The organism is Thalassospira sp. MBR-102, assembly GCF_040549275.1.
Lineage (GTDB): Bacteria > Pseudomonadota > Alphaproteobacteria > Rhodospirillales > Thalassospiraceae > Thalassospira > Thalassospira xiamenensis.
Genome location: NZ_JBEPTC010000002.1, coordinates 140,129 through 165,502 on the forward strand (window position 1 = coordinate 140,129; position 25,374 = coordinate 165,502).

23 protein-coding genes are annotated in these 25,374 nt (G+C 56.9%); 16 read left to right on the forward strand and 7 right to left on the reverse strand.

The genetic code is table 11. The annotated features are described in order from the left end of the window. Position 1: 1 nt before the first annotated feature. Positions 2-1,471, reverse strand: coding sequence for a CmpA/NrtA family ABC transporter substrate-binding protein (locus tag ABIE64_RS04120; RefSeq protein ID WP_354376709.1), 1,470 nt, complete (start codon positions 1,469-1,471; stop codon positions 2-4). 209 nt (positions 1,472-1,680) lie between these two features. On the opposite strand from ABIE64_RS04120, the gene ABIE64_RS04125 reads away from it, so the two are divergent. The 8 genes from ABIE64_RS04125 (at position 1,681) to rbsK (ending at position 10,220) form a co-directional block, all read left to right on the forward strand. Continuing rightward, positions 1,681-3,627, forward strand: a complete 1,947-nt coding sequence (locus tag ABIE64_RS04125) for a sigma 54-interacting transcriptional regulator (protein WP_354376710.1) — start codon at positions 1,681-1,683, stop codon at positions 3,625-3,627. A gap of 127 nt (positions 3,628-3,754) precedes the next feature. Continuing rightward, entirely contained in the window at positions 3,755-3,949 is a 195-nt protein-coding gene (locus ABIE64_RS04130) for a twin transmembrane helix small protein (protein ID WP_062961271.1), read from the forward strand. A gap of 59 nt (positions 3,950-4,008) precedes the next feature. Beyond that, a complete protein-coding gene (locus tag ABIE64_RS04135) occupies positions 4,009-4,581 on the forward strand; it encodes a cob(I)yrinic acid a,c-diamide adenosyltransferase (RefSeq protein WP_354376711.1) in 573 nt (190 codons plus the stop codon). A 242-nt stretch (positions 4,582-4,823) separates the two neighbouring features. Next, positions 4,824-5,573, forward strand: a complete 750-nt coding sequence (locus ABIE64_RS04140; RefSeq protein ID WP_037987118.1) for an electron transfer flavoprotein subunit beta/FixA family protein — start codon at positions 4,824-4,826, stop codon at positions 5,571-5,573. A 15-nt stretch (positions 5,574-5,588) separates the two neighbouring features. After that, on the forward strand, positions 5,589-6,524 hold the full coding sequence (locus ABIE64_RS04145; protein ID WP_063092072.1) for an electron transfer flavoprotein subunit alpha/FixB family protein: 936 nt from the start codon (positions 5,589-5,591) through the stop codon (positions 6,522-6,524). A gap of 81 nt (positions 6,525-6,605) precedes the next feature. Next, complete coding sequence (locus tag ABIE64_RS04150) at positions 6,606-7,493, forward strand: 3-hydroxybutyryl-CoA dehydrogenase (RefSeq protein ID WP_037987116.1); 888 nt, start codon at positions 6,606-6,608, stop codon at positions 7,491-7,493. Positions 7,494-7,677: 184 nt separating this feature from the next. Then, positions 7,678-9,144: a xylulokinase gene (gene xylB / locus ABIE64_RS04155; protein WP_007092019.1), complete on the forward strand. Its 1,467-nt coding sequence runs from the start codon at positions 7,678-7,680 to the stop codon at positions 9,142-9,144. A 152-nt stretch (positions 9,145-9,296) separates the two neighbouring features. Next, positions 9,297-10,220 (forward strand): ribokinase, encoded by a 924-nt coding sequence (gene rbsK, locus ABIE64_RS04160; RefSeq protein ID WP_110252489.1) that lies wholly within the window; start codon positions 9,297-9,299, stop codon positions 10,218-10,220. Positions 10,221-10,226: 6 nt separating this feature from the next. On the opposite strand, the gene ABIE64_RS04165 is transcribed toward rbsK, so the two are convergent. Continuing rightward, positions 10,227-10,787, reverse strand: coding sequence for a TlpA disulfide reductase family protein (locus ABIE64_RS04165; RefSeq protein WP_007092017.1), 561 nt, complete (start codon positions 10,785-10,787; stop codon positions 10,227-10,229). A gap of 32 nt (positions 10,788-10,819) precedes the next feature. Here ABIE64_RS04165 and argH point away from each other — a divergent pair, with 32 nt between their 5' ends. From argH to ABIE64_RS04185, 4 genes are all read left to right on the forward strand, one after another. Continuing rightward, entirely contained in the window at positions 10,820-12,235 is a 1,416-nt protein-coding gene (gene argH / locus ABIE64_RS04170; protein ID WP_354376712.1) for an argininosuccinate lyase, read from the forward strand. Beyond that, complete coding sequence (gene lptM, locus ABIE64_RS04175; protein ID WP_007092015.1) at positions 12,232-12,378, forward strand: LPS translocon maturation chaperone LptM; 147 nt, start codon at positions 12,232-12,234, stop codon at positions 12,376-12,378. The genes argH and lptM overlap by 4 nt, the downstream gene beginning before the upstream one ends. Continuing rightward, complete coding sequence (lysA, locus tag ABIE64_RS04180) at positions 12,375-13,640, forward strand: diaminopimelate decarboxylase (RefSeq protein WP_354376713.1); 1,266 nt, start codon at positions 12,375-12,377, stop codon at positions 13,638-13,640. Before lptM ends, lysA begins: the two co-directional genes overlap by 4 nt. Before the next feature lie 1,105 nt (positions 13,641-14,745). Further along, the gene (locus ABIE64_RS04185; RefSeq protein ID WP_354376714.1) at positions 14,746-17,166 is read left to right on the forward strand and encodes a DUF4175 domain-containing protein; all 2,421 of its coding nucleotides are present in this window, start codon (positions 14,746-14,748) and stop codon (positions 17,164-17,166) included. An 80-nt stretch (positions 17,167-17,246) separates the two neighbouring features. Here ABIE64_RS04185 and ABIE64_RS04190 read toward each other — a convergent pair whose 3' ends face one another. Continuing rightward, complete coding sequence (locus ABIE64_RS04190; RefSeq protein ID WP_074624793.1) at positions 17,247-18,062, reverse strand: zinc-ribbon domain-containing protein; 816 nt, start codon at positions 18,060-18,062, stop codon at positions 17,247-17,249. Positions 18,063-18,428: 366 nt separating this feature from the next. On the opposite strand from ABIE64_RS04190, the gene ftsE reads away from it, so the two are divergent. From ftsE to ABIE64_RS04210, 4 genes are all read left to right on the forward strand, one after another. After that, positions 18,429-19,106 carry a cell division ATP-binding protein FtsE gene (gene ftsE, locus ABIE64_RS04195; RefSeq protein ID WP_037987102.1) on the forward strand — a complete coding sequence of 226 codons (678 nt, stop codon included), beginning with the start codon at positions 18,429-18,431 and terminating at the stop codon, positions 19,104-19,106. Between the two features lie 47 nt (positions 19,107-19,153). Continuing rightward, positions 19,154-20,056 (forward strand): cell division protein FtsX, encoded by a 903-nt coding sequence (locus ABIE64_RS04200; protein WP_063094384.1) that lies wholly within the window; start codon positions 19,154-19,156, stop codon positions 20,054-20,056. 120 nt (positions 20,057-20,176) lie between these two features. Further along, a complete protein-coding gene (locus tag ABIE64_RS04205) occupies positions 20,177-20,902 on the forward strand; it encodes a YdcF family protein (protein WP_181849867.1) in 726 nt (241 codons plus the stop codon). 72 nt (positions 20,903-20,974) lie between these two features. Then, positions 20,975-21,826, forward strand: coding sequence for a lysophospholipid acyltransferase family protein (locus tag ABIE64_RS04210; protein WP_354376715.1), 852 nt, complete (start codon positions 20,975-20,977; stop codon positions 21,824-21,826). 74 nt (positions 21,827-21,900) lie between these two features. On the opposite strand, the gene ABIE64_RS04215 is transcribed toward ABIE64_RS04210, so the two are convergent. The 4 genes from ABIE64_RS04215 to ABIE64_RS04230 form a co-directional block, all read right to left on the reverse strand. Next, entirely contained in the window at positions 21,901-22,836 is a 936-nt protein-coding gene (locus tag ABIE64_RS04215) for a DMT family transporter (protein WP_114093528.1), read from the reverse strand. After that, a complete protein-coding gene (locus ABIE64_RS04220) occupies positions 22,836-23,396 on the reverse strand; it encodes a gamma-glutamylcyclotransferase (RefSeq protein WP_007092003.1) in 561 nt (186 codons plus the stop codon). Before ABIE64_RS04220 ends, ABIE64_RS04215 begins: the two co-directional genes overlap by 1 nt. A 43-nt stretch (positions 23,397-23,439) precedes the next feature. After that, positions 23,440-24,321, reverse strand: coding sequence for a DMT family transporter (locus ABIE64_RS04225; RefSeq protein WP_062948450.1), 882 nt, complete (start codon positions 24,319-24,321; stop codon positions 23,440-23,442). Between the two features lie 87 nt (positions 24,322-24,408). Next, positions 24,409-25,374 carry a prephenate/arogenate dehydrogenase family protein gene (locus ABIE64_RS04230; RefSeq protein WP_007092001.1) on the reverse strand — a complete coding sequence of 322 codons (966 nt, stop codon included), beginning with the start codon at positions 25,372-25,374 and terminating at the stop codon, positions 24,409-24,411.

Consider the following 25,374-nt stretch of genomic DNA (forward strand, 5'->3'; position numbering starts at 1 on the left):
ATCAGCTTACCCCTTTGCCAATCGGGAAGCTGTTGACATAGGCCTCGGGCTGATCGGGATCGAACACTTTGCCCATGATCGTGTATTTCTGATAGGTGCTGTCTGGCGCTTCGTAACCAAGGTCTTTCATGATCTTGGCGCAATCGGCCGCGACATAGACTTCTTCGGCGATTTTCTTGTAATCAACATCGCCGTCGATATAGCCCCAGCGCTTCATCTGCGTCAGAATCCACACACCCATCGAATGCCACGGGAACGGATCGAAATCGATGCGATCCGGCACGTTCTTGACCTCGCCCAGACCATCGGCATAACGCCCGGTCAGGACTTGCTCGATCACCGGCACCGGCTGGTTCAGATAGTTGGTCGGCGCAATTGCGGCCGAAATTTCCTTGCGGTTTTCGGGTTTGGATGCGTATTGCGTCGCATCAACAATCGATTTCAGAAGTGCGCCATAGGTATTGGGCATTTCATCGGCAAACGCCTTGGAACAGGCAAATGCGCAGCACGGATGACCTTCCCAGATATCCTTGGTCAGGGTGTGGATGAAGCCGATTTTTTCCCAGACGGCGCGCTGGTTGAACGGATCAGGCGACAGATAACCATCAAGATTACCGGCACGCAGGTTTGCGACCATTTCGGGCGGCGGAACGACACGGATCTGGATGTCCTTATCCGGGTCAAGGCCATGTTCGGCGACGTAATAACGCAGCAGGAAGTTGTGCATCGAATATTCGAACGGCACACCGAACTTGAAGCCCTTCCACTGTTTGGGATCGCGTTTATCAAGATGGTCGTTATGCAGGACAATCGCCTGCCCGTTGATGTTTTCAACTGCTGGCATCAGGAACGGGGTCGCGGTCGAACCCGCCCCCATGGTGATGGCAAGCGGCATGGGCGTCAGCATATGCGACGCGTCATATTCATTGTTCAGGGACTTGTCGCGTGCGACCGCCCAGCCCGCCGTCTTGATCACATCAACATCAAGACCGTATTTCTCATAAAAGCCCATCGGCTGGGCCATGATGATCGGGGTCGCACAGGTGATCGGAACAAAACCGATATTAAGCTTGGTCTTCTCCGGCGTGCCCAGATCATCAAGGATCGCCGCCTTGACCTTATCAAGCGGCAGGACCGATGCCAGTGCCGCCATCATCGTCCCGCTACCAACCATTTTAGCAAAGGAACGACGTGAAATTTCGTTATGCCCGAAGACAGAGCGGACCACCGCACTTTCAATCGCGCGATCCAGCATTTCCTCGCTGCTGGCAAGCTTGCCAGACGGTGATGCCGCCCCGTCAGCCGCCATATCGCTATGCGCGGGCATCGATGCCAGATCGTATGTGTCTTCGTGATGGTCATGACCGGCATGGTGATGTTTGCCGGTTGCGCAAGCCTCGCAGCCGCACGATTTGCTATGCCGCAGATCGCTTTCGCCACTGAATGGATCGCCCAGACTTTTGATAGACATGTGGTCACCCCCTGTTTTGTTTACGCCGCCCGTCAGGCGACACCGATATTCGGGGTGATAACAGCAACCGGCGTGCCAGATTTGTGCGGCGCGACAAACTCTAGGGAAAGACTGGACTTTGGCCCGAAACAGGCGCAATCTCAGGCCATACGAAATTTCGTAATTTACGATATTTCGTAACCATATTTACGAAATATCGTAGGCCGATCATGATGGATCAGATTGCAAACCCGCCACCCCCAACGGTTTCGGACGCCCTGTATCAACAGGCCCTTGCATCGCATATTCATCCGACTTTGCTGGTGCATCCGCAAAGTGATCGCATCATGTTTGCCAATCAGGCGGCGGCGCATTTGCTGGGCCGCAGCATTTCCGATCTGAAATCCACCGCCATGAGCAGCCTGCACAAGGGGCAGGTGCCAAGCCTTGTGGTGTTCAGTCAGGCCGCCCTTTATCACGGCTTTGCCTGGACGCGGGGCCTTAACCTGATGCATGCCGATGGCACCGAAATCCGGCTTGAACACGAAGCCCGCGCCCTGCATTGGGAGGACGAGGATTACCTGATCATCATCCTTTGTGATCTTGATGCCCGCCACCGCCGCGACGTTGATGCAGAGGCCGATAATTACCTGCGCGAAGGCATTGCCGAATGGCGGCGCGCCGAACGTTTTTTCCGTGAAATCGAACGCGAAAACCAGTTGATACTGGGTGCGGCGGGCGAAGGCATTTACGGGGTCAACAGCGACGGCGTCACCACCTTTGTCAATCCCGCCGCCGAACGCATGCTGGGCTGGACGGCAGAGGAACTGGTGGGCAAGGAAATCCATTCGATCATCCACCATTCGCATATCAATGGCGATCCCTACCACGCCGAACATTGCCCGATTTACAATGCGTTTCGCGAAGGCATCGTTCGGCGCGTTGATGATGAAGTCTTCTGGCGCAGCGACGGCAAACCGATCCGGGTTGAATATACCTCTACCCCGATCCGCGATCATGGGCTGGTGATCGGGGCGGTGATCGTGTTTCGCGATATCACCGAACGCAAGATTGCCGAGGAAAAGCTGCATGCGGCGCTTGCCGAAGTCGACCGCCTGCGCGAAAGGCTGGAACTTGAAAACGCCTACCTGCAGGAAGAAATCCTTTCAACCAACAACCACCATGAAATCATCGGCCAGTCCGAGGCGATCAATAGTGCGCTCAAACAGATCGATCTGGTCGCCCCTACCGATGCCAACGTCCTGATCACCGGGGAATCGGGGACCGGCAAGGAACTGATCGCGCGCGCCATCCATCAGGCAAGCCACCGGCGCGACCGTGTTCTGGTCCGCGTGAACTGTGCCGCCATCCCCCATGAACTGTTCGAAAGCGAGTTTTTCGGCCATGTCCGCGGTGCCTTTACCGGGGCCGTGCGCGATCGCGTTGGCCGGTTCGAACTGGCCGATGGCGGCACCCTGTTTCTGGACGAAGTCGGTGAAATCCCGCTGGAACTGCAGGGCAAGCTTTTGCGCGTTCTGCAGGATCAGAAGTTCGAACGCATCGGCGAGGAACGCACGCGCGAGGTCAATGTAAGGCTATTGGCCGCAACCAACCGCGATCTCAAGGAAGAAGTCCGGCTCGGCCGCTTCCGCGAGGACCTGTATTTCCGCCTCAATGTGTTTCCCATTGAATGCCGGCCGCTGCGCGAACGGCCCGACGATATCCCGCCCCTGGCGACACATTTCCTGCGCAATATCTGCCAGCGGCTGAACATCCCGCAACTGACCCTGACCAACGGGCAGGTCAGAAGCCTGATGAAATATGATTGGCCCGGCAATGCCCGCGAACTGGAAAACATTATCGAACGCGCTGCCATTCTGGCCCGTGACGGCAAACTTAATTTTGACCTGCCCGAACCCAACCGCCGCGAAACCGACCCCGGCAACGCCAACCCCGCCCGTGATCAGGCAAGTCCCGCATCCGCAATCCTGACCGAAGATGACCGGCGCAAACACGAATATGACAATATCATCCGCGCCCTTGAAACCACACGCGGCCGGATTTTCGGCCCCGATGGCGCGGCGGTGCTTTTGAATGTAAAGCCGACAACACTGGCATCGCGGATCAAAAAGCTTCGGATTGACCGGCGCGATTTCACGCCATCCGGCCAGCAATAGGAACCAGTCATCGGAAATCGCAAAGATTTTTCGATCTGCGACCTTGCCCCCGCCCGCAGTTTGACGCAGCATGTCGCCCCGCCCGGCACATTACCACCGCAAGGGCGGCACAAAGGAGTAGTCCGGTATGGCTGGATTTTTACAGATTGGCGTTCTGATCGCGATGGCCGCGGTCGCGGTTATTCTGGTGCTTGGCATCATCACCATGGCGCGCGGCAAGGATGCCAGAAAATCCAACAAGCTGATGCAGCTTCGCGTGCTCGTACAGGGGATTGCCCTTTTGCTGCTGGTCATCCTGTCCTTCATGGCGCTTGGCAAATAAAACAAGCCCGCCGGAGGTCTAGCCTCAGAAAGTCACGTCTCAGAATAACGGAATTCAAGATGGTTCAACTGACCCGCATCTACACCAAATCCGGCGACAAGGGTAAAACCGCCCTTGGCAATGGCACCCGCGTTGCCAAAAACGATATTCGCGTTGCGGCCTATGGCACGGTGGACGAAACCAATGCGGTGATCGGGGTTGCCCGCCTGCATGCGACGGGTGATGTCGATGCCATGCTGGCCCGGATCCAGAACGATCTTTTTGATCTTGGGGCTGATCTGTGCACGCCGGGTGACGGCAGCGACGATAACCCGGAACGCCCGGCCCTTCGCATTACGGCCACGCAAACCGAACGGCTTGAGGCCGAAATCGATGCGATCAATGCCGATCTTGATCCGCTGACATCCTTTGTCCTGCCCGGCGGCAGCGCCCTTTCCGCCCAGCTTCATGTCGCGCGCACCGTATCGCGCCGCGCCGAACGGCTGATTGTCGAACTTGCGGGAATCGAGGCGATCAACCCCGAAGCGGTGCGCTACATCAACCGCCTGTCGGACCATATGTTCGTTCTGGCCCGTCATGCCAATAATGGCGGCAAGGACGATATCCTGTGGCAACCCGGCCTGACCCGCTAGGCAAATATTCGAATAAATCCCTGTCTTTTCGGGGGCTGGTTGCCTATCAATGCCGCCAGATACTTCAGAATTTCAGTAAAGAGGTTATCGTTAACGTTAACCTCTTTACGTAAATTGACAAGCCCCGTAGCACCCCCTATTGTGCATCGCGGGGAAAACAGTAACATCGGGCCCCGCTACGGACTGCCCCGGCAGAACGCAGCAAGCCCATAGCTTCGACAACAAAAACGAACAGGTCTGTCATGAAGGTTCTTGTCGCCGTTAAGCGCGTTGTGGATTACAACGTCAAGATCCGTGTCAAACAGGACCAGTCTGGCGTTGAATTGAACAACGTCAAAATGTCCATGAACCCGTTTGACGAAATCGCCGTTGAAGAGGCCGTCCGCCTCAAGGAAGCCGGCACCGCGACCGAAGTGGTCGCCGTATCGCTGGGTGTGAAACAGTGTCAGGAAACACTGCGTACCGCCCTTGCCATGGGTGCCGATCGCGGCATTCTGGTCGAAACCGACGACGAACTGCAACCGCTTGCCGTTGCCAAACTTCTCAAGGAAGTCGTTGCCAAGGAAAGCCCGGATCTCGTGATCCTCGGCAAACAGGCCATTGATGACGACGCCAACCAGACCGGTCAGATGCTGGCCGCCCTTCTGGACTGGCCGCAGGGCACATTCGCGTCCAAGGTCGCCGTTGCCGATGGCAAGCTTGACGTCACCCGCGAAGTCGATGGTGGCCTTGAAACCATCAAGATCGATCTTCCGGCCATCGTCACCACCGACCTTCGCCTGAACGAGCCGCGCTATGCGTCGCTTCCCAACATCATGAAGGCCAAGAAAAAGCCGCTTGATACCCTAAGCCCGGCCGATCTTGGTGTCGACACCGCGCCGCGCCTGAAAACCCTGAAAGTGACGGAACCACCGGCACGTCAGGCAGGTGTGAAAGTTGCCAGCGTCGCCGAGCTTGTCGACAAGCTTCGCAACGAAGCCAAAGTGATTTAAGCGGGGGCCGATCAAATGAGCATTCTTGTTATTGCCGAACACGACAATACCGAACTGAAGGGCGCAACGCTCAATACCGTTGCCGCCGCACAGAAAATCGGTGGCGACATCACCATTCTGGTCGCGGGCGAAAACTGCCGTGCGGTTGCCGATGCGGCCGCAAAGGTTGCGGGCGTCTCGAAGGTTCTGGTTGCCGATAACGCGGCCTATGGCCATTTCCTGGCCGAAAACATGGCGGGTCTGGTCAATGAACTGGCCGGTGATTACAGCCACGTTCTGGTCGCCGCCTCGACCACGGGCAAAAACTTCATGCCCCGCGTTGCCGCACTAAAAGACGTCGCACAGATTTCCGACATCACCGATGTCGAAAGTGCCGATACGTTCGTCCGTCCGATCTATGCCGGGAACGCGATGGCAACCGTTCAGTCGTCCGACAGCCTGAAACTGATCACCGTGCGTACCACGGGCTTTGATCCGGTCGCAGCCGAAGGCGGTTCCGCAACCATCGAAGATATTGCAACTGCGAAAGATGCCGGAAAATCCGCTTTTGTCAGTCAGGAACTGACCGAGTCGGAACGTCCGGAACTGACCGCAGCAAGCGTTATCATCTCTGGCGGTCGCGGTATGGGCTCGGGCGAGAACTTCCACCTGATCGAACCGATTGCCGATAAACTCGGCGCTGCCATTGGTGCTTCGCGCGCCGCCGTCGATGCGGGATACGCCCCGAACGACTGGCAGGTCGGCCAGACCGGCAAAGTTGTTGCACCGCAGCTATACATTGCGGTAGGCATTTCAGGTGCGATTCAGCACCTTGCCGGCATGAAGGACAGTAAGGTCATTGTTGCGATCAACAAGGACGAAGAAGCACCGATCTTCTCGGTTGCCGATTACGGTCTTGTCGCGGACCTGTTCGAGGCCCTTCCCGCATTGGCGAGCGAACTCGACAAATAATCAGATCCCATCTAGGGTCAGAACAATCTAAAGAACGTTGTTCTGACCTTGTTTTGACCCTTGGGGATGAGTGGGGAACAAATGGCTTCGCTTGAAGATATCAAGACCATTGGCGTAATCGGCGCCGGTCAGATGGGCAATGGCATTGCTCATGTGATTGCACTTGCCGACTACGACGTCCGACTGCTTGACGTATCGGCAGAGGCGCTCGACAAGGCGCTTGGCCTGATTGGCAAGAACATGGATCGTCAGGTCAAGAAAGACCTGATCACCGAACAACAGAAAGCAGCAGCCCTCGCCCGGATTACCACGGGTACGGAATACAGCTTCCTGTCTGATTGCGATCTCGTGATCGAGGCCGCAACCGAAAACGAAGAGACCAAGAAACAGATTTTCAAGGCTCTGTGTCCGGTTCTGGGCCCCGAGGCCATCATTGCGACGAACACCTCGTCCATTTCGGTGACGCGTCTGGCATCCTATACCGACCGCCCGTCGAAATTCATGGGCATGCACTTCATGAATCCGGTGCCGCTGATGAAGCTGGTCGAACTGATCCGCGGCATTGCCACGGACGAGCCGACCTATCGCACCATTCATGAACTGACCAAGAAACTGGGCAAAGACACGGCAAGTGCCGAAGATTTCCCGGCCTTCATCGTCAACCGCATCCTGCTGCCGATGATCAACGAGGCGATCTATACGCTTTACGAAGGTGTCGGCAATGTCCGGTCCATCGATGATGCCATGCGCCTTGGCGCAAACCATCCGATGGGGCCGCTGCAACTGGCCGATTTCATTGGTCTGGATACCTGCCTGTCGATCATGCATGTCCTGCATGATGGCTTGGCCGATACCAAATATCGTCCCTGCCCGCTTCTGGTCAAATATGTCGAAGCCGGCTGGCTTGGCCGCAAGGTCGGCCGCGGCTTCTATGACTATAGCGGTGACGAGCCGGTTCCGACCCGCTAATCATTGCCAGGTTACGCATTCAAGGGCCATCGCATCGCTGCGGTGGCCTTTTTGCATTGGATTGATGATTTAACCAACGTGCAAAGCTTTTGATCTTTCGATCAGAAATTGCCCTGCTATGATGACGGCCAAGTAACCAAGACCAAAAAAAGAGTCCAGGTCAGGACCCAGGAGGCCGTCCCACATGTTTCTCGGAATAGATGTCGGCACATCTGCCGTTAAAGCGCTTCTGATGGATGAACATTCGCTCACCGTCGCCGAAACCGATGTGCCCCTGACGCTGAGCAACCCCAAACCATTCTGGAGCGAACAGCACCCCGATGACTGGTGGGCTGCGACCTGCACGGCGCTGGATCAGTTGAAATCATCCAACCCCAAAGCCCTTGCCGCGGTTCGGGCCATCGGCCTGTCCGGCCAGATGCACGGGGCGGTGATCCTTGATGCCGATGATAAACCGCTCCGCCCGGCGATCCTGTGGAATGACGGCCGGGCCAAGGCCGAATGCGATGAATTGCAGGCCGCCCTGCCCGATCTGCCATCGCGGGCCGGTGTGGTTGCCATGCCCGGCATGACCGCGCCCAAACTGATGTGGCTGCGCAAACACGAACCCGAAATCTTTGCCCGAATCAAAACCGTCCTGCTGCCCAAGGATTACATCCGTTTCTGCCTGACCGGCGAAAAGGTCACCGAAATGTCGGATGCCGCCGGTACGCTCTGGCTTGATGAAGAAAGCCGCAGCTGGAATTTTGACGCCATTGCCGCAACCGGCATGGATATCGCCCAACTACCCCGCCTTGCCGAAGGAAGCGACCCCACAGGCCATCTGCGCGGTGAACTGGCCGCGCGCTGGGACATGAAGCCGACCGTGATTGTCGCCGGTGGTGGCGGCGATGCCGCGACCGGTGGCATCGGTGTCGGCGCGGTCAGCCATGGCGACGGCTTCATTTCGCTTGGCACCTCGTCACAGATTTTCGTGGCATCGGACCGTTATCGCCCGAAACCCCACGAACTTCTGCACAGCTTCGCCCATGCCGTGCCGCAGCACTGGTTCCAGATGGCCGTACTGCTTAACGGGGCAAGCTGCCTTTTGTGGGCGGCAAACCTGTTGGGGGAAAAGGATATCGGCGCATTGCTGCAACGCACCGAAGCCGGACACAAGGCCCCGTCGGATGTTGTGTTCCTGCCCTACCTTAATGGCGAACGGACCCCGCATAACGATCCCTATGCGCGCGGCGTGTTCTTTGGCCTTGGCAGTGACACATCGCGCGAAACAATGGTGCAATCGGTACTCGAAGGGGTCGGTTTTGCCCTTCTGGACGGGCAATCGCGCCTGCATGCCGCCGGAACGCATTGCGAATTGCCCGGTGTCATTGGCGGCGGCGCGCGCAGCCGATACTGGATTCAACTGATATCCGACATCATGGGATGTCCGCTTGCCCGATACGAAGGGGCGGCCAAGGGCCCGGCATTTGGCGCGGCCCGTCTGGGGCGGCTGGCACTTGATCACGAAACGGTCGAGGATGTCTGCCAGAAACCGGTCATTCAGGAAGTGATCGAACCCGATATGCGCAAACATGCCGATTATCAGCCGCGATTTGCCAAATTCAGACGAATCTATGCTGCCCTGCGCGATGAATTCCAACCTGTCTGAATACGTCATCAGACCATACCGATTGCCTTACCTGACCGGCCTTTCAGCGGTGTGATGCATTTCACCTGAAATGTTGCATCCGGGTTCTTTAAACACCTGAAAAGATGCCAATATCAGTAAAAGGTATTAGAAATTTTCTAATCGGATAGTCCATGACCATTGCCATCGTCGGAAGTTCCAATATCGATTTTGCCGCCCGCGTTGCCCAATTGCCCAAACCCGGCCAAACCGTATCGGCCAAGGATTACATGACCGGCCCGGGCGGAAAGGGATGCAATCAGGCGATTGCCGTTGCACGACTGGGTCAAATGCCTGTTTTCATTTCCAAAATCGGCAATGATGTTCTGGGACGCAGCCTGATCGATACCCTGAACGCCGAAGGCTTTGACACCAACCAGCTGATCCAGTCGACCGACGCCCAGACCGGAACCGCCCTGATATCCATCGACGATGCTGGCGAAAACATCATCACGGTGGCCGGTGGGGCAAACATGACCATGAGCCGGGCCGACATCCGCGAAAAACAGGTGTTTCTGGAACATTGCAATTATCTGCTGGTGCAGCTCGAATGCCCGGTTGTTGCCATTGCCTGCGCAATGAAATACGCCCGCGAAGCTGGCGCAACCATCATCCTTGATCCGGCACCGGTGCCCGACCGGGTTGTTTTGCGCGATCTGATGGAACTGACCGACATCGTCACCCCGAATATCAGTGAATGTTCTGCCATGACCGGCATTCACCCCGACAATGATGAAACCGCCCACGCGGCCGCATCAAAACTGCACGAAATGGGCGCGCGTATCGTGGTGATCAAAATGGGATCAAGGGGCGCATTTTATTCCGACGGCGACCAGTCGGGCAGGGTCGAACCCTTTGACGTTGCCGCAATTGATACGGTTGCCGCGGGGGATTGCTTTAATGGCGGGCTGGCCGTTGCCCTGCATGACGGACGACCATTGCGTGATGCCGTCCGGTTTGCCTGTGCGACCGGGGCATTGGCGACCACGCGCTATGGTGCTGCCGACGCCGCCCCGACCCTTGATCAGGTTCTATCACTGATGGAAAGTGCTGATTGATCCCAATCAGGACGCGGCATCAATCAGATTGTTGAAATAGTCGATCACCCCGTCGGCATCCCATTTGGCCGTGCCTTCCAGTTTGCCGATAACCTGCCCGTTGGCATCGATCACGAAACTGGTCGGAAGGCCGCGCGCGCCAAATGCCCGTGCGGTTGCCCCGCGCGGATCAAGCACGACATCAAGATGGCCGATTCCGTTTTCATCAAAGAATTCCTGCACGATTTCCGCCCCACCGCGATCCTGACTAAGCGCAAGAACACGGAACGGCTTGCCATCCATTTTCGCCGCCAGTCGATCAAGATCGGGCATTTCCTCGATGCAGGGCGCGCACCATGTCGCCCAAAGATTGACCAGAATAACCTTTCCTTTCAGGTTCTTAAGGTCACTTTCGCTGCCATCGGCCTCGATGAAAACCGCCTTTTCCGGCAGGCTTGAGCCCTCAGGCACCGTCTCCATTTTCGAAAGTTCTTGCGGCAATTGCGTATCTGCAAAGGCAGGGCTTGCATAAATGGCCGATATGGCGACAATCACGCCCAGTTTTACGTAACGAAGCAATGCCTTCACAATACTCACCTTTCCAACGCTTGCGGATCACAATGACCGATCAAAACGCCACCGACCAGAAAAATGCCAACGCCCTGTGGGGAGGCCGCTTTGAAGCGGGCCCGTCCGCCATCATGGAAGAAATCAATGCTTCCATCGGCTTTGACAAACGCCTGTACGCCCAGGACATTCAGGGTTCCAGAGCCCATTGCGCCATGCTGGTCAAGCAGAAGATCATCCCCGCAGAAGATGGCGACAAAATAGTCGCGGGTCTAGACCAGATCCTTCAGGAAATCGAAAACGGCACATTCACCTTCTCGGCTGCCCTTGAAGACATCCACATGAATGTCGAAAGCCGCCTGCGTGATCTGATCGGGCCTGCCGCCGGTCGCCTGCATACCGCGCGCTCCCGCAATGATCAGGTCGCAACCGATTTCAAACTCTGGGTCCGCGACGTGGCACTGGCCGATCTTGAAGCCGGGCTCAAGGGCCTTCAGGAAGCCCTGATCGAACAGGCCGGCACCCATGCCGAAACCATCATGCCGGGCTTTACCCACCTTCAGGCGGCCCAGCCAGTCACCTTTGGCCATCATCTTCTGGCCTATGTCGAAATGTTTGGCCGGGATCGTGGCCGCGTTGCCGATTGCCGCACACGCGCCAATGAAAACCCGCTGGGTTCGGCGGCCCTTGCCGGAACGCCCTATCCGATTGACCGTCACATGACGGCATCATCGCTTGGCTTTGATCGTCCGACCGCGAACTCGCTCGATGCGGTGTCGGATCGTGACTTTGCGCTGGAATATCTGAACACGGCATCGATCACCGCCATGCACCTGTCGCGCCTGGCCGAAGAAATGGTGATCTGGTGTTCCGCACAGTTCAAATTTATCGGCATGTCGGACAAATTTTCGACCGGCTCGTCGATCATGCCGCAGAAACGCAACCCCGATGCTGCCGAACTGATCCGCTCCAAAATCGGCCGTATCGTTGGCTGCTACAATTCCCTGATGCTGTCGATGAAGGGGCTGCCGCTGGCCTATTCCAAGGACATGCAGGAAGACAAGGAACCGGTATTCGAAGCCCACGACCATCTGGGTCTTTGTGTCGCCGCCATGACCGGCATGATTGCCGACATGAAGGTCCATAAGGACAATATGCGTGCTGCCGCCGGTGCCGGTTACACCACCGCAACCGATCTGGCCGACTGGCTGGTGGCCGAACTGGGCATGCCGTTCCGCGACGCCCATCACGTGGTCGGTGCGACCGTGAAACTGGCCGAAGGCAAGGGTTGTGATCTCGATCAGCTTTCGCTCGAAGACCTTCAGGGGATCGAACCCAAAATCACCAAGGCCGTTTACGATGTCCTGACCGTCGAGGCATCGGTCAGCGCCCGTCAAAGCTTTGGCGGCACCGCGCCGGTCCGGGTGAAGGAACAGGTTGCGGCGGCAAAGGAAAGGTTCCTGAAATGAGCAACCCGATCTTTAAACGCAGCACAGTGATCGTACTGGCGGTGATGCTGGGCCTGTCTGTTGCCGCCTGCGGCAAAAAAGGCCCGCTTGAACCACCGACCGACGAAGGCCGCAACTATCCACGGACATATCCGGCACAATGAACCATTTTGAATATATTGATGGCGTCCTTCACGCAGAAGGCGTTTCCATCCCTGAGCTTGCCGAAAAAGTCGGCACGCCGTTCTATTGCTATTCCACCGCCACCCTTGAACGTCACTATCACGTTTATGCCAGTGCGTTTGACGGGCTTGATGCCACGGTTTGCTATGCCATCAAGGCGAACTCCAATCAGGCTGTGCTGAAAACGCTGGCCAAACTGGGGGCCGGTGCCGATGTGGTTTCGGTTGGTGAAATGCGCCGTGCCCTGCGCGCCGGTGTCGCCCCGGGCAAAGTCATTTTTTCCGGCGTTGGCAAGGCCGATGCCGAAATGCGCGAAGCCCTTGATGCAAATATCGCCCAGATCAATGTCGAAAGCATCCCGGAACTCGAAGAACTCAACCGGGTTGCCATCGACATGGGCAAAAAGGCTCGCATCGCGATCCGCATCAACCCGCATGTCGATGCCAAAACCCACGAAAAAATCGCCACCGGCAAGGCCGAAAACAAATTCGGCATCGACTGGACCCGCGCGATCGAAGTTTACCGCATGGCCGCCGCCATGGACGGGATCGACGTCACCGGCATTGCCATGCATATCGGATCACAGCTGACCGATCTTGCACCCTTCCGCGAGGCCTTCACCCGTCTTGCCGGGCTGGTCGAAAAGCTTCGGGCCGAGGGCATCAATATCCGCAATCTTGATCTTGGTGGCGGGCTTGGCATTGCCTATCAGGGCGAAACACCACCCCTGCCCGATGCCTATGGCCAGATGGTGCGCGAAACCGTCGGTCACCTTGGCTGTCACATCACGCTGGAACCGGGCCGCCTGATCGCAGGCAACGCCGGTGTGATGATTTCGCGCGTCATGTATATCAAGGATGGCGAGGCCAAACGCTTTGTCATTCTCGATGCCGCGATGAACGATCTGATCCGGCCAACCCTTTACAACGCCTATCACGAAATCATCCCGGTCGATGAACAGGCTGAAGGCGACAAACAGGCAACCGTCGATATCGTCGGCCCGGTCTGCGAAACCGGCGATACCTTCGGCAAGGACCGCAAACTGCCCGATGACCTGAAACCGGGTGATCTGGTCGCGGTCATGTCGGCGGGTGCCTATGGTGCGGTGATGTCATCGACCTACAACACCCGTGCCCTGACACCCGAAGTCCTGGTCAAGGGCGACGACTTCGCCATCGTCCGCCCGCGTCAGTCGATTGACGACCTGATCGGTTTGGACCGTATTCCCGACTGGCTGGACTGACCCGGACCGACGGCAGAACCCGAAAAACTTTGCAAGGCGGCTTTTCAACGCGAAAGGCCGCCTTTTGCATATCCCCATCCTGCCCGGCAGGTTTCATTGGCCCCTGACACCCCAAGGGTATCGTTGATCGTATCAGCACTTTCGGCTCATCCCTTTCGATCTCCCGGATGCAGGTCAATGCCCTGCCCGGACAAACCTCGGGCCCTCGCCGGACTCGCCCTCAGACGCCCAACGACCTCGCTGCCTGCCCCGGTTCCGTCCGGCACGGCCACAACCATCGACGCCGGACAAACCTCGGGCCCTCGTCAGACTCGCCCTCAGACGGTCCTCGGGCTCGCTGCCCGCCCCGTCCCGTCCGGCACGGCCACAACCACCGACGCCGGACAAACCTCGGGCCTCCAGCAACCCAACCGTCGCCGACGGACAATCATCGGGCTCTCTGCCGCCTCGATCACCGTCCGGCCAAGGCGACAAACTGCCACCCCGACATCCAGACACACCTCGGGCATCCGCCATTCTCACCGGCAGACGGACTTCAGGCGCACTGCCCCCAACCTGTCCACCACCGACGGGCCACAATCCGATGCCGTCACTGCTGCCATTTCTGCCGCTTCCGGCAAATCCGGGGGCCCTTCCCCGACAAGACGCACCTCTCCTGTCATGACAAATAAGGGTGTTCGAAATCTGTTAACCCCGACGCAAAATGCCGCCGTAATGGCTCCGCCATCCGCCGATGAGCATCCTGCGGAGTGCCCCGCCGCCCTGCCTCAATCCTTGCCGCTGCATCCTGATCACCTCTTTGATCCCGGCCCCAAACGCAAAAACCCGCGAGGCGCACAAGGCGCTTCGCGGGTTTCGGTCCGGGTGCATTTCTCCCGTTGACTTTGTCCTTATGCCACAATAAAAAGAACAAATCAAGAACTTTCTGAAAAAACTTTATATACCGCCAAAAACCGCCCCATCCGGGCCAGTTTTTATTTTGGCTCACGCGCGATCCTGACTTGACCCGCCGCGTCAAAGCCCCAAACTTAGATGAGGGTCCTGTCAGACCCAGTTGGCGTCACATGTCCCGAAAACGGGGCGATTGCAGGGGCCGAAATTCGATATGTCGATCATACCACCCAATCCCCGACTGGAACGTCATCTGCGCCTGGCGCGGATGATCATGTCGTGGGAACGGGTATGGCCGCGGCTGATCCCGCCTTTGACAATCGTGATGCTGATTGCCGGTCTGACCCTGACCGGTACCTTTGAAATGCTGCCCGCGACCGGGCATATCATTTTGCTTTCGATCCTGTCGGTTGCCGGTCTTGCTGCCATTATCCTGCCGTGGCGCCATTTCACATGGCCCAATCGCCGTGCTGTCCTGCAAAGGATGGAACAGGAAAACGGCCTTGAAAACAACCCGCTGCAAAGCCTTGAAGACCATATCGAAGATCGCGACGACCCACTGACCAGCTATCTGTGGCAAAAACAGTTGCAACGCCACGAGGCAATGCTGAACCATCTGCATCTACCGCGTCCGGTGCCGTCCCTTGCCAGGGTGGATCGATACGGGTTGGTCATCTTGCCCGTATTGCTTCTGAGCGTTGGCCTGTTTGCCGGTCACGACCGCATGAGCGAGCGGTTTTACAAGGCATTCAGCCCGCTGCAACGGCTGGGTACTGCTGATTTCAGCACGACATTGTGGGTGACCCCACCGGCCTATACCGGACAAATCCCGCGCGTCCTGCGGTTTGAGCAGGTTAAAGGCCCGCAAAAACAGGATGATGGCGGCTCTGACGCATCGCGCGTCATTGATGTCGACGTGCCTGTCGGGTCGACACTGGCCGGCAGCATCGGCAGCGTCTGGCAACCGACCCTGCATACGCCGACCGGTGAACGCGACATATCCGAAAGCAGCGACAACAGCTATGTCCTCTCGACCGCACTTGATCAGGCCGGACCATGGCGCATTTCGGTGTGGGGCACGGATCGGCTGACCCTTAATGTCAATCTGGTTGCCGATAAACCGCCCGCCCTTTCATTTGCAAGCCCGCCTTCGATTACCCGGCGCGAACATATCCGGCTGGACTACGTTGCGACCGATGATTACGGCATGAAAAACCTTGAACTGGTTATCACGCCCGCAACCGACGGCATTGGTCGCGAACAGTTTGGCACCATCGACACTATCCGTATCGATCTGTCTGGTGGCGACACCCCGGGTGGTCCGGCCGCCATGCCGACACGGATCGAAGGCCCCCGTTTCATTGATCTGGTATCCCATCCATGGGCGGGGCTTCCGGTTAATCTGCAACTGGTTTCGCTCGACAACGCCGGACAAAATGGCGAAAGCGACATACGTTCGATCATTCTGCCCGAACGTGAATTCACCCATCCCGTGGCGAAAAAACTGATCACGATCCGCCGCGGATTGCTGCGCTATCCCGACAAGGCCCTTGAAATGCGCAACGCCCTTATGCCTGTCATTTATGCCCCGCAGGCATTTAACGGCCATATCGGCATTTTTCTTGCACTTTCCGTGACAGAGGCACGGCTTTCGGCACATCTGCGCGACCGTAAGGTCCATCAGGACGTGGCCGGTTTGCTTTGGCACATCGCCGAAGAGATCGAACGCGGCAGCTATGGTATGGCCGAACGCAATCTGATGGAGGCCGAGGAACGGCTGCTGGATGCCCTTGCCAACCCGGACGTGACCGAAGCCGAAATCGCCGATCTGATCGAAAACTATCGCCGCGCCCTTAACGAATATATGGCCGCCCTCGCCCGCGAGGCACCGCAGAATCAGCAGAACCAGCAACAGGGCCCCGCCGCCATCCTTGAACAGCAGGACCTGGCACGTATCGTCGATCAGATCGAAGCACTCATGCAGGCTGGTGCGCGTGATCAGGCGCGCGCCCTGATCGACCGCCTGCGCGAACTGGTCGAAAACATGCAGGTCACATCGGGCGACGGCGGGGCCGATATCACATCCACCTTGCGCGAAATGCTTGATGGCATTCGCGATCTTGCCCGCCGCCAGCAGGACCTGATGAATCAGGGGGATAATCCCTCAAGCCCCGGCGGCAATGGCAACCGCGCCCGGCAGCAGCAAAATCTTGCCGGGGACGCACAGAGCCTGACCAATAATTCCGGCTTTGGCCAGTTTGGCAATCTCAGCGGCATAGAAACCGCGATAGAGGCCATGCAACGCGCCGCAGAGGCCCTTGACCACAATCGCGCCCACGAAGCCCTGCAACAACAGGGGCAGGCCATGGAAGCCCTGCAACAGGGTATTGGCGAGCTAAGCCGTGCTCTTGAAGGTTTAAGCCAGATGATGCCGATGCTTGATGAACTTCAGGGGTCGGGCAATCGTGATCCGCTTGGTCGGCCGGTGGGCGGCGATGGCACCACCGTCATCCCCGAAGTCGACACCCTTGAACGGGCATGGCGTATCTTGCAGGAACTCCGCCGTCGTTCCGGCGACCCGGACCGCCCGGTGATCGAACAGGAATATATTGATCGCTTGCTGAAACGGTTCTAAAGGCCGGTCAAAAGGACGACACAGATAAAACAAAAGGGCAGCGACGGATCGCTGCCCTTGTCATTTTCAGATCAAACCGGTCAGGGTTCGACCGCCTCGCGCGGGTCAAGGAATGTGACCTGCAAACGGGTTGCTGTCGGGTTCGGACGGCGGATTTTGGTTTCGACCGTCATGGTTTCACCAACCGGCAGCATCTGGGCTTCCATCGGCATGTCCGCCCCGCCCTGCACCGCACTTTCGTCATAGATCAGCGGCACTTTTTTGCGCTGAACCACACGATCCAGCGGATCGAGAAGCTCAATCAACAAATAGGGCAACGCCCGGTCGATCTCATCTATATTGACGATCTCGGCGCGAACGACAAGAACATCAACCCCGTCTTCCTCTTCGCGAGTCGGCGGCAATTCACGAATATCAAGGCCTTCGCCAACATGGGGCACATCAAGCCCGACCATGTCATAGACCTTGGCAATCGGCGGCCACAGATTGATCAGGATATCTTTGGCAAAATATCCGCCCGCACCAATCCCGCCAAGGATCAGGAAGAACAGGATCCAGCCAATCACACCCTTTTTCGATTTCGCAGGCGGTTTCGGATTGTTGCGAATCAGCTGCTGCGGGATGGGGGGCGGATCGGGAATTTTGTCCGCATCCTCGAAACCGGGATCAACCTGACCTGGCATCTGATCGGCATTGAAATCGGCACCAAGCGCGCCATCCTGATCGAAAGGCGGCGGCAGCTTGTTTTCCTGTGCTGGCGACGGGGTTTTCATTCCCGGCGGGTCCTGATGCCAGCTATTGCCGCAGTTTTTGCAGCGTACGGTTCTGCCCTTTGGGCCGATCGCCTCTGTTTTCACAGAGTATTTTTTTGAACAATCTGGGCAAGTAATGATCATTGCAAACCTGGCATCTCGATGTCAGCGGCATGAAACCCGGGGCACGGCCATAACCTGAGTGATTTCCGACGATCCCCCGAATTCGCCGGTGTAGGGCAGAACCTACACTATATGTAAATAGCGGCGATTTAACAGACTGTTAAGCACAGATAACTGAAGCTGCCCCAATTTGGATGGCACAGCATTGCACATATGGTGCTTAGATGACATCCGAAGAACTGTTTAAGTCGTCATATTTTCGGCCAATCTATAATGATACCCACTTTGGGATCAGCCAAATCGGACTTTTGCAATTGTTCAAGCGGCCCCATCATTATCATGTTATGTCGGGTCTGATACGTCGTGCTGCGATATGGAGCGCAAGTTTTGACTGAAGTCGTAAGTTTCAGGAATGTGGGTGTCCGCTATGAATCCGGGCCGGAGATTCTGCGCGATCTGAACTTTACCCTGCATCGTGGCAGCTTTCATTTCCTGACCGGGGCTTCTGGTGCGGGCAAATCGACATTGATGCGCCTGCTCTATCTTGCCCTGCGCCAGACACGCGGCGAGATCAATATTTTCGGACGCGACAATATCCGCATTCCGCGCGACGAACTGCCCGCCATCCGCCGCAAGATCGGCGTGGTGTTTCAGGACTTCCGCCTGATCAATCATTTGACGACTTTTGAAAATGTCGCCCTGCCGCTTCGCGTCGCCGGGGTCGAGGATCTGCAAATCCGCAAAAATGTGACCGAACTTCTCGAATGGGTCGGCCTTGGTGATCAGATCAATGCGGTTCCATCGCGGCTTTCCGGCGGGCAGCAGCAACGCGTTGCCATCGCGCGCGCGGTTATCGGCCGCCCGGCCCTGCTTCTGGCTGACGAGCCGACCGGCAACGTTGATGACCGGATCGCCATGCGGCTGTTATATCTTTTTGAAGAACTGAACAAACTTGGCACCACGGTGCTGATCGCCACCCATAACCGGCAACTTGTGCGTCGCTTTGGCCATAATCAATGGCTGCTTGAGGCTGGCACCCTGCACGACATCACGCATAGCGCGTAACCGACCAAACCGACGGCAACTGGCTCAGACAGGACCCAAAATCGATCATGGCTTTTCGTTCGCAACCGTCACATCTGCCACTTGATAGCGACTCATCGACGCGCTTTTTGCCAAGCATCGTCGCATTGATGGTGGCCTTGCTGACGTTTTCGATCGTTGGCCTGGCGGCCCTGCATGACAGTGTCGGCAAATGGTCCGGTCAGATCGAAGGCAGCCTTTCGATACAGGTTCCCCCGACCGGCATGGCGGATCGCGACCCCGAAGAACGCGAACAGGCTTTGCAGGCAACCGTTGACGATATTATCGAACAGCTCGCCGACATGCCCGGCATCTCCCGGATCGAGGAACTCAGCCCCGAAACCATGTCGGCCCTTCTTGAACCGTGGCTTGGCCCCGATGAAATCGTCAGCGAATTACCGATCCCGCGCATTATCGAAATCACCCCGGAAACCGGGTTTAATTTCGATATGCTTGAACGCCGTCTGGGTGAAATCGCCCCCGAAGCCGTTCTGGACGATCATCGCATCTGGATCGAACGGATTGCCGATGTTGCCTTTTCGGTGGAACTGGCATTGATGGCGTTAATCGTCGTGCTGTTTGGGGCAACGATGCTGTCGGTTGTTTTTGCCACACGTTCGGGTCTTTCAATCCATCGGACGATCATTGAATTGCTGCATCTGATCGGGGCACAGGATTCCTATATCGCGGGCCAGTTTGCCCGCCATAACCTGCGGCTGGCATTTTTCGGGGCATTGATCGGCCTTCTGATCGCCCTGCCGGTTTCAGGTGTGATCGCGTGGCTTGGCCTGCGGGCGGGATGGCCAATCCCGACACTGGTTTTCAGCCCGCTTTTCATCGGCATCATCATCGCCATTCCGTTCGTGGTCGCCGGTGTCGCACAGATGACGGCCAAAAGAACTGTGCTGCGTGTCTTGCGCAGAATGTTGTAACCTGCCTCACTCCTCCGTATAGTCGGCCTGCAGCGTCGTGATCATTTACTGTTTCGGATCATGACCTTGTCCCAAAAGGAGAGCCCTGTCGCATGCCAGCGTCCCGTCAGGCCCAATCATATGAATAGGCCGCCCCTTTCCGTTCAGCACCGACGACGCTTTCGCCGGTTCCGGTTTTTGCTATCGACCCTGATCCTGCTGGGGCTGGTCTGGGCGGGTGGCTTTATCTGGTATGTCGACATCATTCCAACTGCGGTTGATGAACCTGATCGCAAGACTGACGCCATCGTTGTTCTGACCGGTGGCAGTGAACGGCTTTCGGAAGGGCGCCGTCTTCTGACCCGCCAGCTTGCCAGAAAGCTGTTTATTTCCGGCGTCTATCGCGGGGTTGAAGTCGACGAGCTTCTATCGGCGGGCAAAGCCGATCCCCGGCTGGTTTCATGCTGTGTGGTTCTGGGTCATGTTGCGGAAAACACCCGCGGCAATGCGCAGGAAACGGCGGTTTGGGTGTATGAGGAAGGCTATAAAAGCCTGCGCATCGTCACGGCAAACTATCACATGCCGAGGTCGCTTCTGGAATTTCGCAGCCTGATGCCCGATGTCGAAATCATCGCCCACCCGGTGTTCCCCGATAACGTCAAGGTCGACAGCTGGTGGCGGTGGCCGGGAAGCGCCAGCCTGATCGCAAGCGAATATAACAAATTCCTGTTTGCCAGCCTCAGGAACTATATCCTGCGGCTGCTGCCAGACGGTGATCGCGCCAACCTGCATGGCCCCGCCCCGACACCAGAACCCTCCGGACAGGATTATTCCGCATCAAATCGCCCGGCGCAGAAATCGGGTTGAAGATACAGCGTTTCACTCGTGTCGTATAACTGTTACAAACCCTTTGACTAAGTGTTTGAAGGATCTGTCTGCATGAGAGCCCTGCGCGCGTTTTTGTTTAACGTGTTGTTTTTCGCCGGTACAACAGCACTTTGCATTTGTATGGTTCCCCTGATGCCGTTTGGTCGCAAGGCCAATCAGCTTGTTGGACATATGTGGTGTCATTTGACGCAAGGCGCGTTGGCCATCTCTGTTGGCATGTATAAACGTATTCGCGGCCTTGAAAACCTGCCCAAAGGTCCCTGTATTCTGGTTGCCAAACATCAGTCTGCGTGGGAAACCCTGACCTTTCACACAGTCGTGCCTGACCCGGCCTATATCCTGAAAAAGGAACTGACCCGCATTCCGTTGATGGGGCAGTTCCTATTGTTTTCCGGGCAGATTGCGGTCGACAGATCGGCTGGATCATCCGCCCTGAAAGACATGATCAAGGGTGCCGAACGTGCGCTTGAGGACGGCAGGCAGATCATAATATTCCCCGAAGGAACCCGCACACCGCCCGGTTCGGATCGGCCGTATCATCCTGGTATTTATGCGCTATACAAGGCGTTCCCCAATACGCCGGTCATTCCGGTTGCCATCAATTCCGGCATGTTCTGGGGACGTCACAGCTTCATGAAATACGGTGGCGAGGTCACCATGGAATTCCTGCCCGCGATTGAGCCGGATCTGGATCGCAAAACATTCATGAAAACGATCAAAAGCAGGATTGATGACCGCACGCGGGAACTTGAACGCGAAGCACAGGCCGAGTTTAATCTGCCGACCCTGACATCACGTGACGTCGAGATCGAGGAAGCCCGAGAAAAAGCCGAAGCCGAACAGCAGGAAGCCAAAACCGCGATTCCGATGAAATCCGTCGACCAGGAAAAAACGCCGTCCTGATCATACGGAGCGTTCGAACACCAAAAAGGCCGGAGTTTGATCCGGCCTTTTCGATTCTGTCCGTCCGGCAGCTTTTATGCTTTCCGGCGTGTCGCCTGCCAGATGCCAAAGGCAATCAATGTGATCCCGCCCAGATGGTAAATGTGCAGTTCCTCACCCAAAAAGATGATGGCAAGGATGCTGGCAAAAACCGGCATCAGATACAGAAACACACCGGCATTTGCCGGGCCGACAACCGCAACCCCCTTGTTCCAGAACAGATAGCCCAAAAAAGCGGGCCCCGCGCCGATATAGAAAATCTTGAGCATATCGGGCCATGCCGGATCAAGATGGGTAAAGAACGGCTCATTGCGAACAGTCACCGACCAGATATAAAGCGGAGTCAGGAACACCAACCCGATCAGGGCCGAAACAAACACGAGGCTTAGCGGATGCACGCCCTTGGGGGCGCGTTTCAAAAGCATCGAGTATGCCGCCCAGACCATTGCTGAAATCATCGCAAACAGATCGCCCGAGACAAAGTTCATCTCGGCAAAGACCGAAAAGTCGCCTTTGGCAATGATCACCGCCGTCCCGACACCGGCAATCAGCACACCAACCCACTGGCCAAGCTTGGGTTTATCGGCCGTAAGCACCGCTGCAAATAACAGAACCCAGACCGGGGTTGTCGCATTGAGAAGCCCGGTATTGACCGCCGTTGTGTTGTAAGCCGCCAGATAAATGACGATTGAAAACATGAAAACGCCGGTTGTTCCGATCAGGAACATCGACATTTTATGATCCGCCATCAGCCTCAGATCGCGTTTAAGGTGCGGAATACAAACCGGAAACAATAATACGGCGGCCACAACCCAACGCCAGAACGCCAATGCTTCAAGCGGCACCGTGGCATTCACCCCGCGTGCAACGACATGGTTTGACCCCCACATCATCGCGCAGGCAACCAGCATCAGATAGGCGGCCATCAATGGGGCATTGGCACCTTTGGACGTTGTGGTGGCGTCCGACATCAGATTCCGGCTCCCATATTGATTTCACCGTATTCGCGGCGCACCAGATCCATCAGATCATGCAACGGCGGGTCGACAATTCCCATCTCGTCAAGATGGCAGACCGTGTTTTCAAGATATTCCAGGTTCGGGCCAATATTGCCATGTGCCGCAACAATGATTTCAACCGCCGTTCGCACCGGCAGGTTTCCGGCGAACTGTTCATGCGTTGGATCGGCGACATAGGTGTGCGCGATCACCTTGCGTCCGTCGGCAAGCTCGACCTCGACATCGGCGGGAATATAGGTGTTGGTCACCAGTTCGCGTTCATCAAGATAGGCCTTGACCAGCGGCCAGTTGTCCGGCGCGATCCGAAACGCGTTCCCGACACATTCCCCGCCAACATTCAGCCCCAGAACCAACCCCGGATTTTCCGGTGTGCCGCGATAGTGATGGGAATAGATGCAAAAGGACCGGTGATAGCCGCGCAGCGTCGCGCGTGCCCGTTCTTCAAATTCGAAGCCCGGACGCCACAGCAGCGATCCATATCCAAATACCCATCTTTCCTGGGGCTCAGTCAAAATTTCCTCCGGTCATGCTGGCGTTTTATGTCCGGTTCTGAACCTAGCGTTTCACCATCACCAATGCCACCCCAAGTGCGGCAATTGCAAATCCGGCAAAGCCGAGCATGCCCAGATGTTCATCAAAAAGCAGCCAGGCAAAGAAGGCAGCCGTGGGCGGGACAAGGTAAAACATGCTTGCAACCCGGGTTGCCTCGCCCTGCTTGATCAAAACCATCAGAAGCATGATCGCCCCGATTGATAACACCAGAACCAGCCACGCCATCGCAAGAATGAAGTTCATGCTCCATTCGATCACCAAGGGTTCCTTGATCAGGGCAACCACCCCGACAAAGGCCGCGGCGGCAACATACTGGATAACCGTACCGCTCATCAGGTCCATGCCCGTGCAGAACCGCTTCTGATAAAGCGTCCCGGCCGTCATGCCAAACAGCGCCATGATGGCAAGCCCGATGCCAAAGGCCGTAATACCGATCCCGTCACCGATTTTGGGCACCAGCACCAACGCCACACCGATCAGGCCAAGAACAAGCCCCGCCCACTGGCGTCCACTGACACGTTCCCCAAGAAGGGCACCGACGACCGATGCGGTCACGACCGGCTGCAATCCGACGATCAAGGCCGCCAAGCCCGACGGAAGCCCCGTATCAATTGCCCAGAAAACACCGCCCAGATAAATCCCGTGGACAAGAACACCGGTCGTGCTGATATGGGCAACCTGCCGCCAGCTTTTGGGCCATTTGGCGCCCAGCAGCGAAATCACCGGCACCATCAGAACAATCACAATGGCGAAACGGGCAAACAGAAAGGTAAACGGGTCGGCATAGGGAAGTCCGAACTTTGCGCCAACAAAGCCCGTGCTCCAGAGGAACACAAACAAGAACGGCATAATCCGTGCAAAAGCCGGATGATCGGTGGCAGGCATGACGTTCCCCTTTTTCCGGCGAAAGATGCTGTTTGGGGCACATCTTTCCACCCGACGACGGCCTGCCATTTGCAAACCGTGAATTGATTATTTATCGGTCTTGTTTTTGCCCTTGGCGTCGCTTTGGCGGTCTTCACCTTCGGCCGAGAAATTGGTGAAATACTGCCCGGCATCGACAATACCACGGCGGATTTCACGCGTACGGCTGAACAGGTCGAACAGTTTTTCGCCCTCGCCCCAGCGGATCGCGCGTTGCAACGCCATCAAATCTTCCTGAAAACGGCCAAGAACCTCAAGGACCGCTTCGCGGTTGTTCAAAAACACGTCGCGCCACATCGTCGGGTCGGATGCGGCAATACGGGTGAAATCACGGAAACCCGATGCGGAAAACTTGATGACTTCCTGACGCAGTGCATCTTCAAGATCGGTTGCCGTCCCGACGATGGTATAGGCGATCAGATGCGGCAGATGCGATGTGATGCCAAGAATGCGATCATGATGATCGGCATCCATGCACTCAACCTTCATGCCACATGCTTCCCAAAGGGCCTGCACGCGCGCGGTCGCACTTTCCTTTTCACCGGGAACCGGGGTCAGGATGCACCACCGGCCTTCGAACAGTTCGGGAAAACCTGAATCCGGTCCGGAATGTTCGGTCCCGGCCAAAGGATGACCCGGCACGAACGAGACGCCTTCGTCAAGATGCGGCGCAATGTCACGAATGACCGCCTGTTTGACCGACCCGACGTCGGAAACAATCGCACCCTTTTTAAGTTTTCCGGCAAGCTGTGCGCCGATGGCTTCATTGGCCCCCACCGGCGCACAGATCATCACCAGATCGGCATCTTTAACCGCTTCCTTGATGTCGCAATAAGCTTCATCGGCAATACCCAGTTCAAGCACCCGGTCACGGGTGGCTTCGGAACGCACGGCACAGGTGATTTTTTTCGCCAGACCGTCGCGCAGGATACGACGGGCAAGTGACGAGCCAATCAGCCCCATGCCGATAAAGGCAACGGTATCAAAAAGCGGTTCGGATGCGGTGTTGGTCAT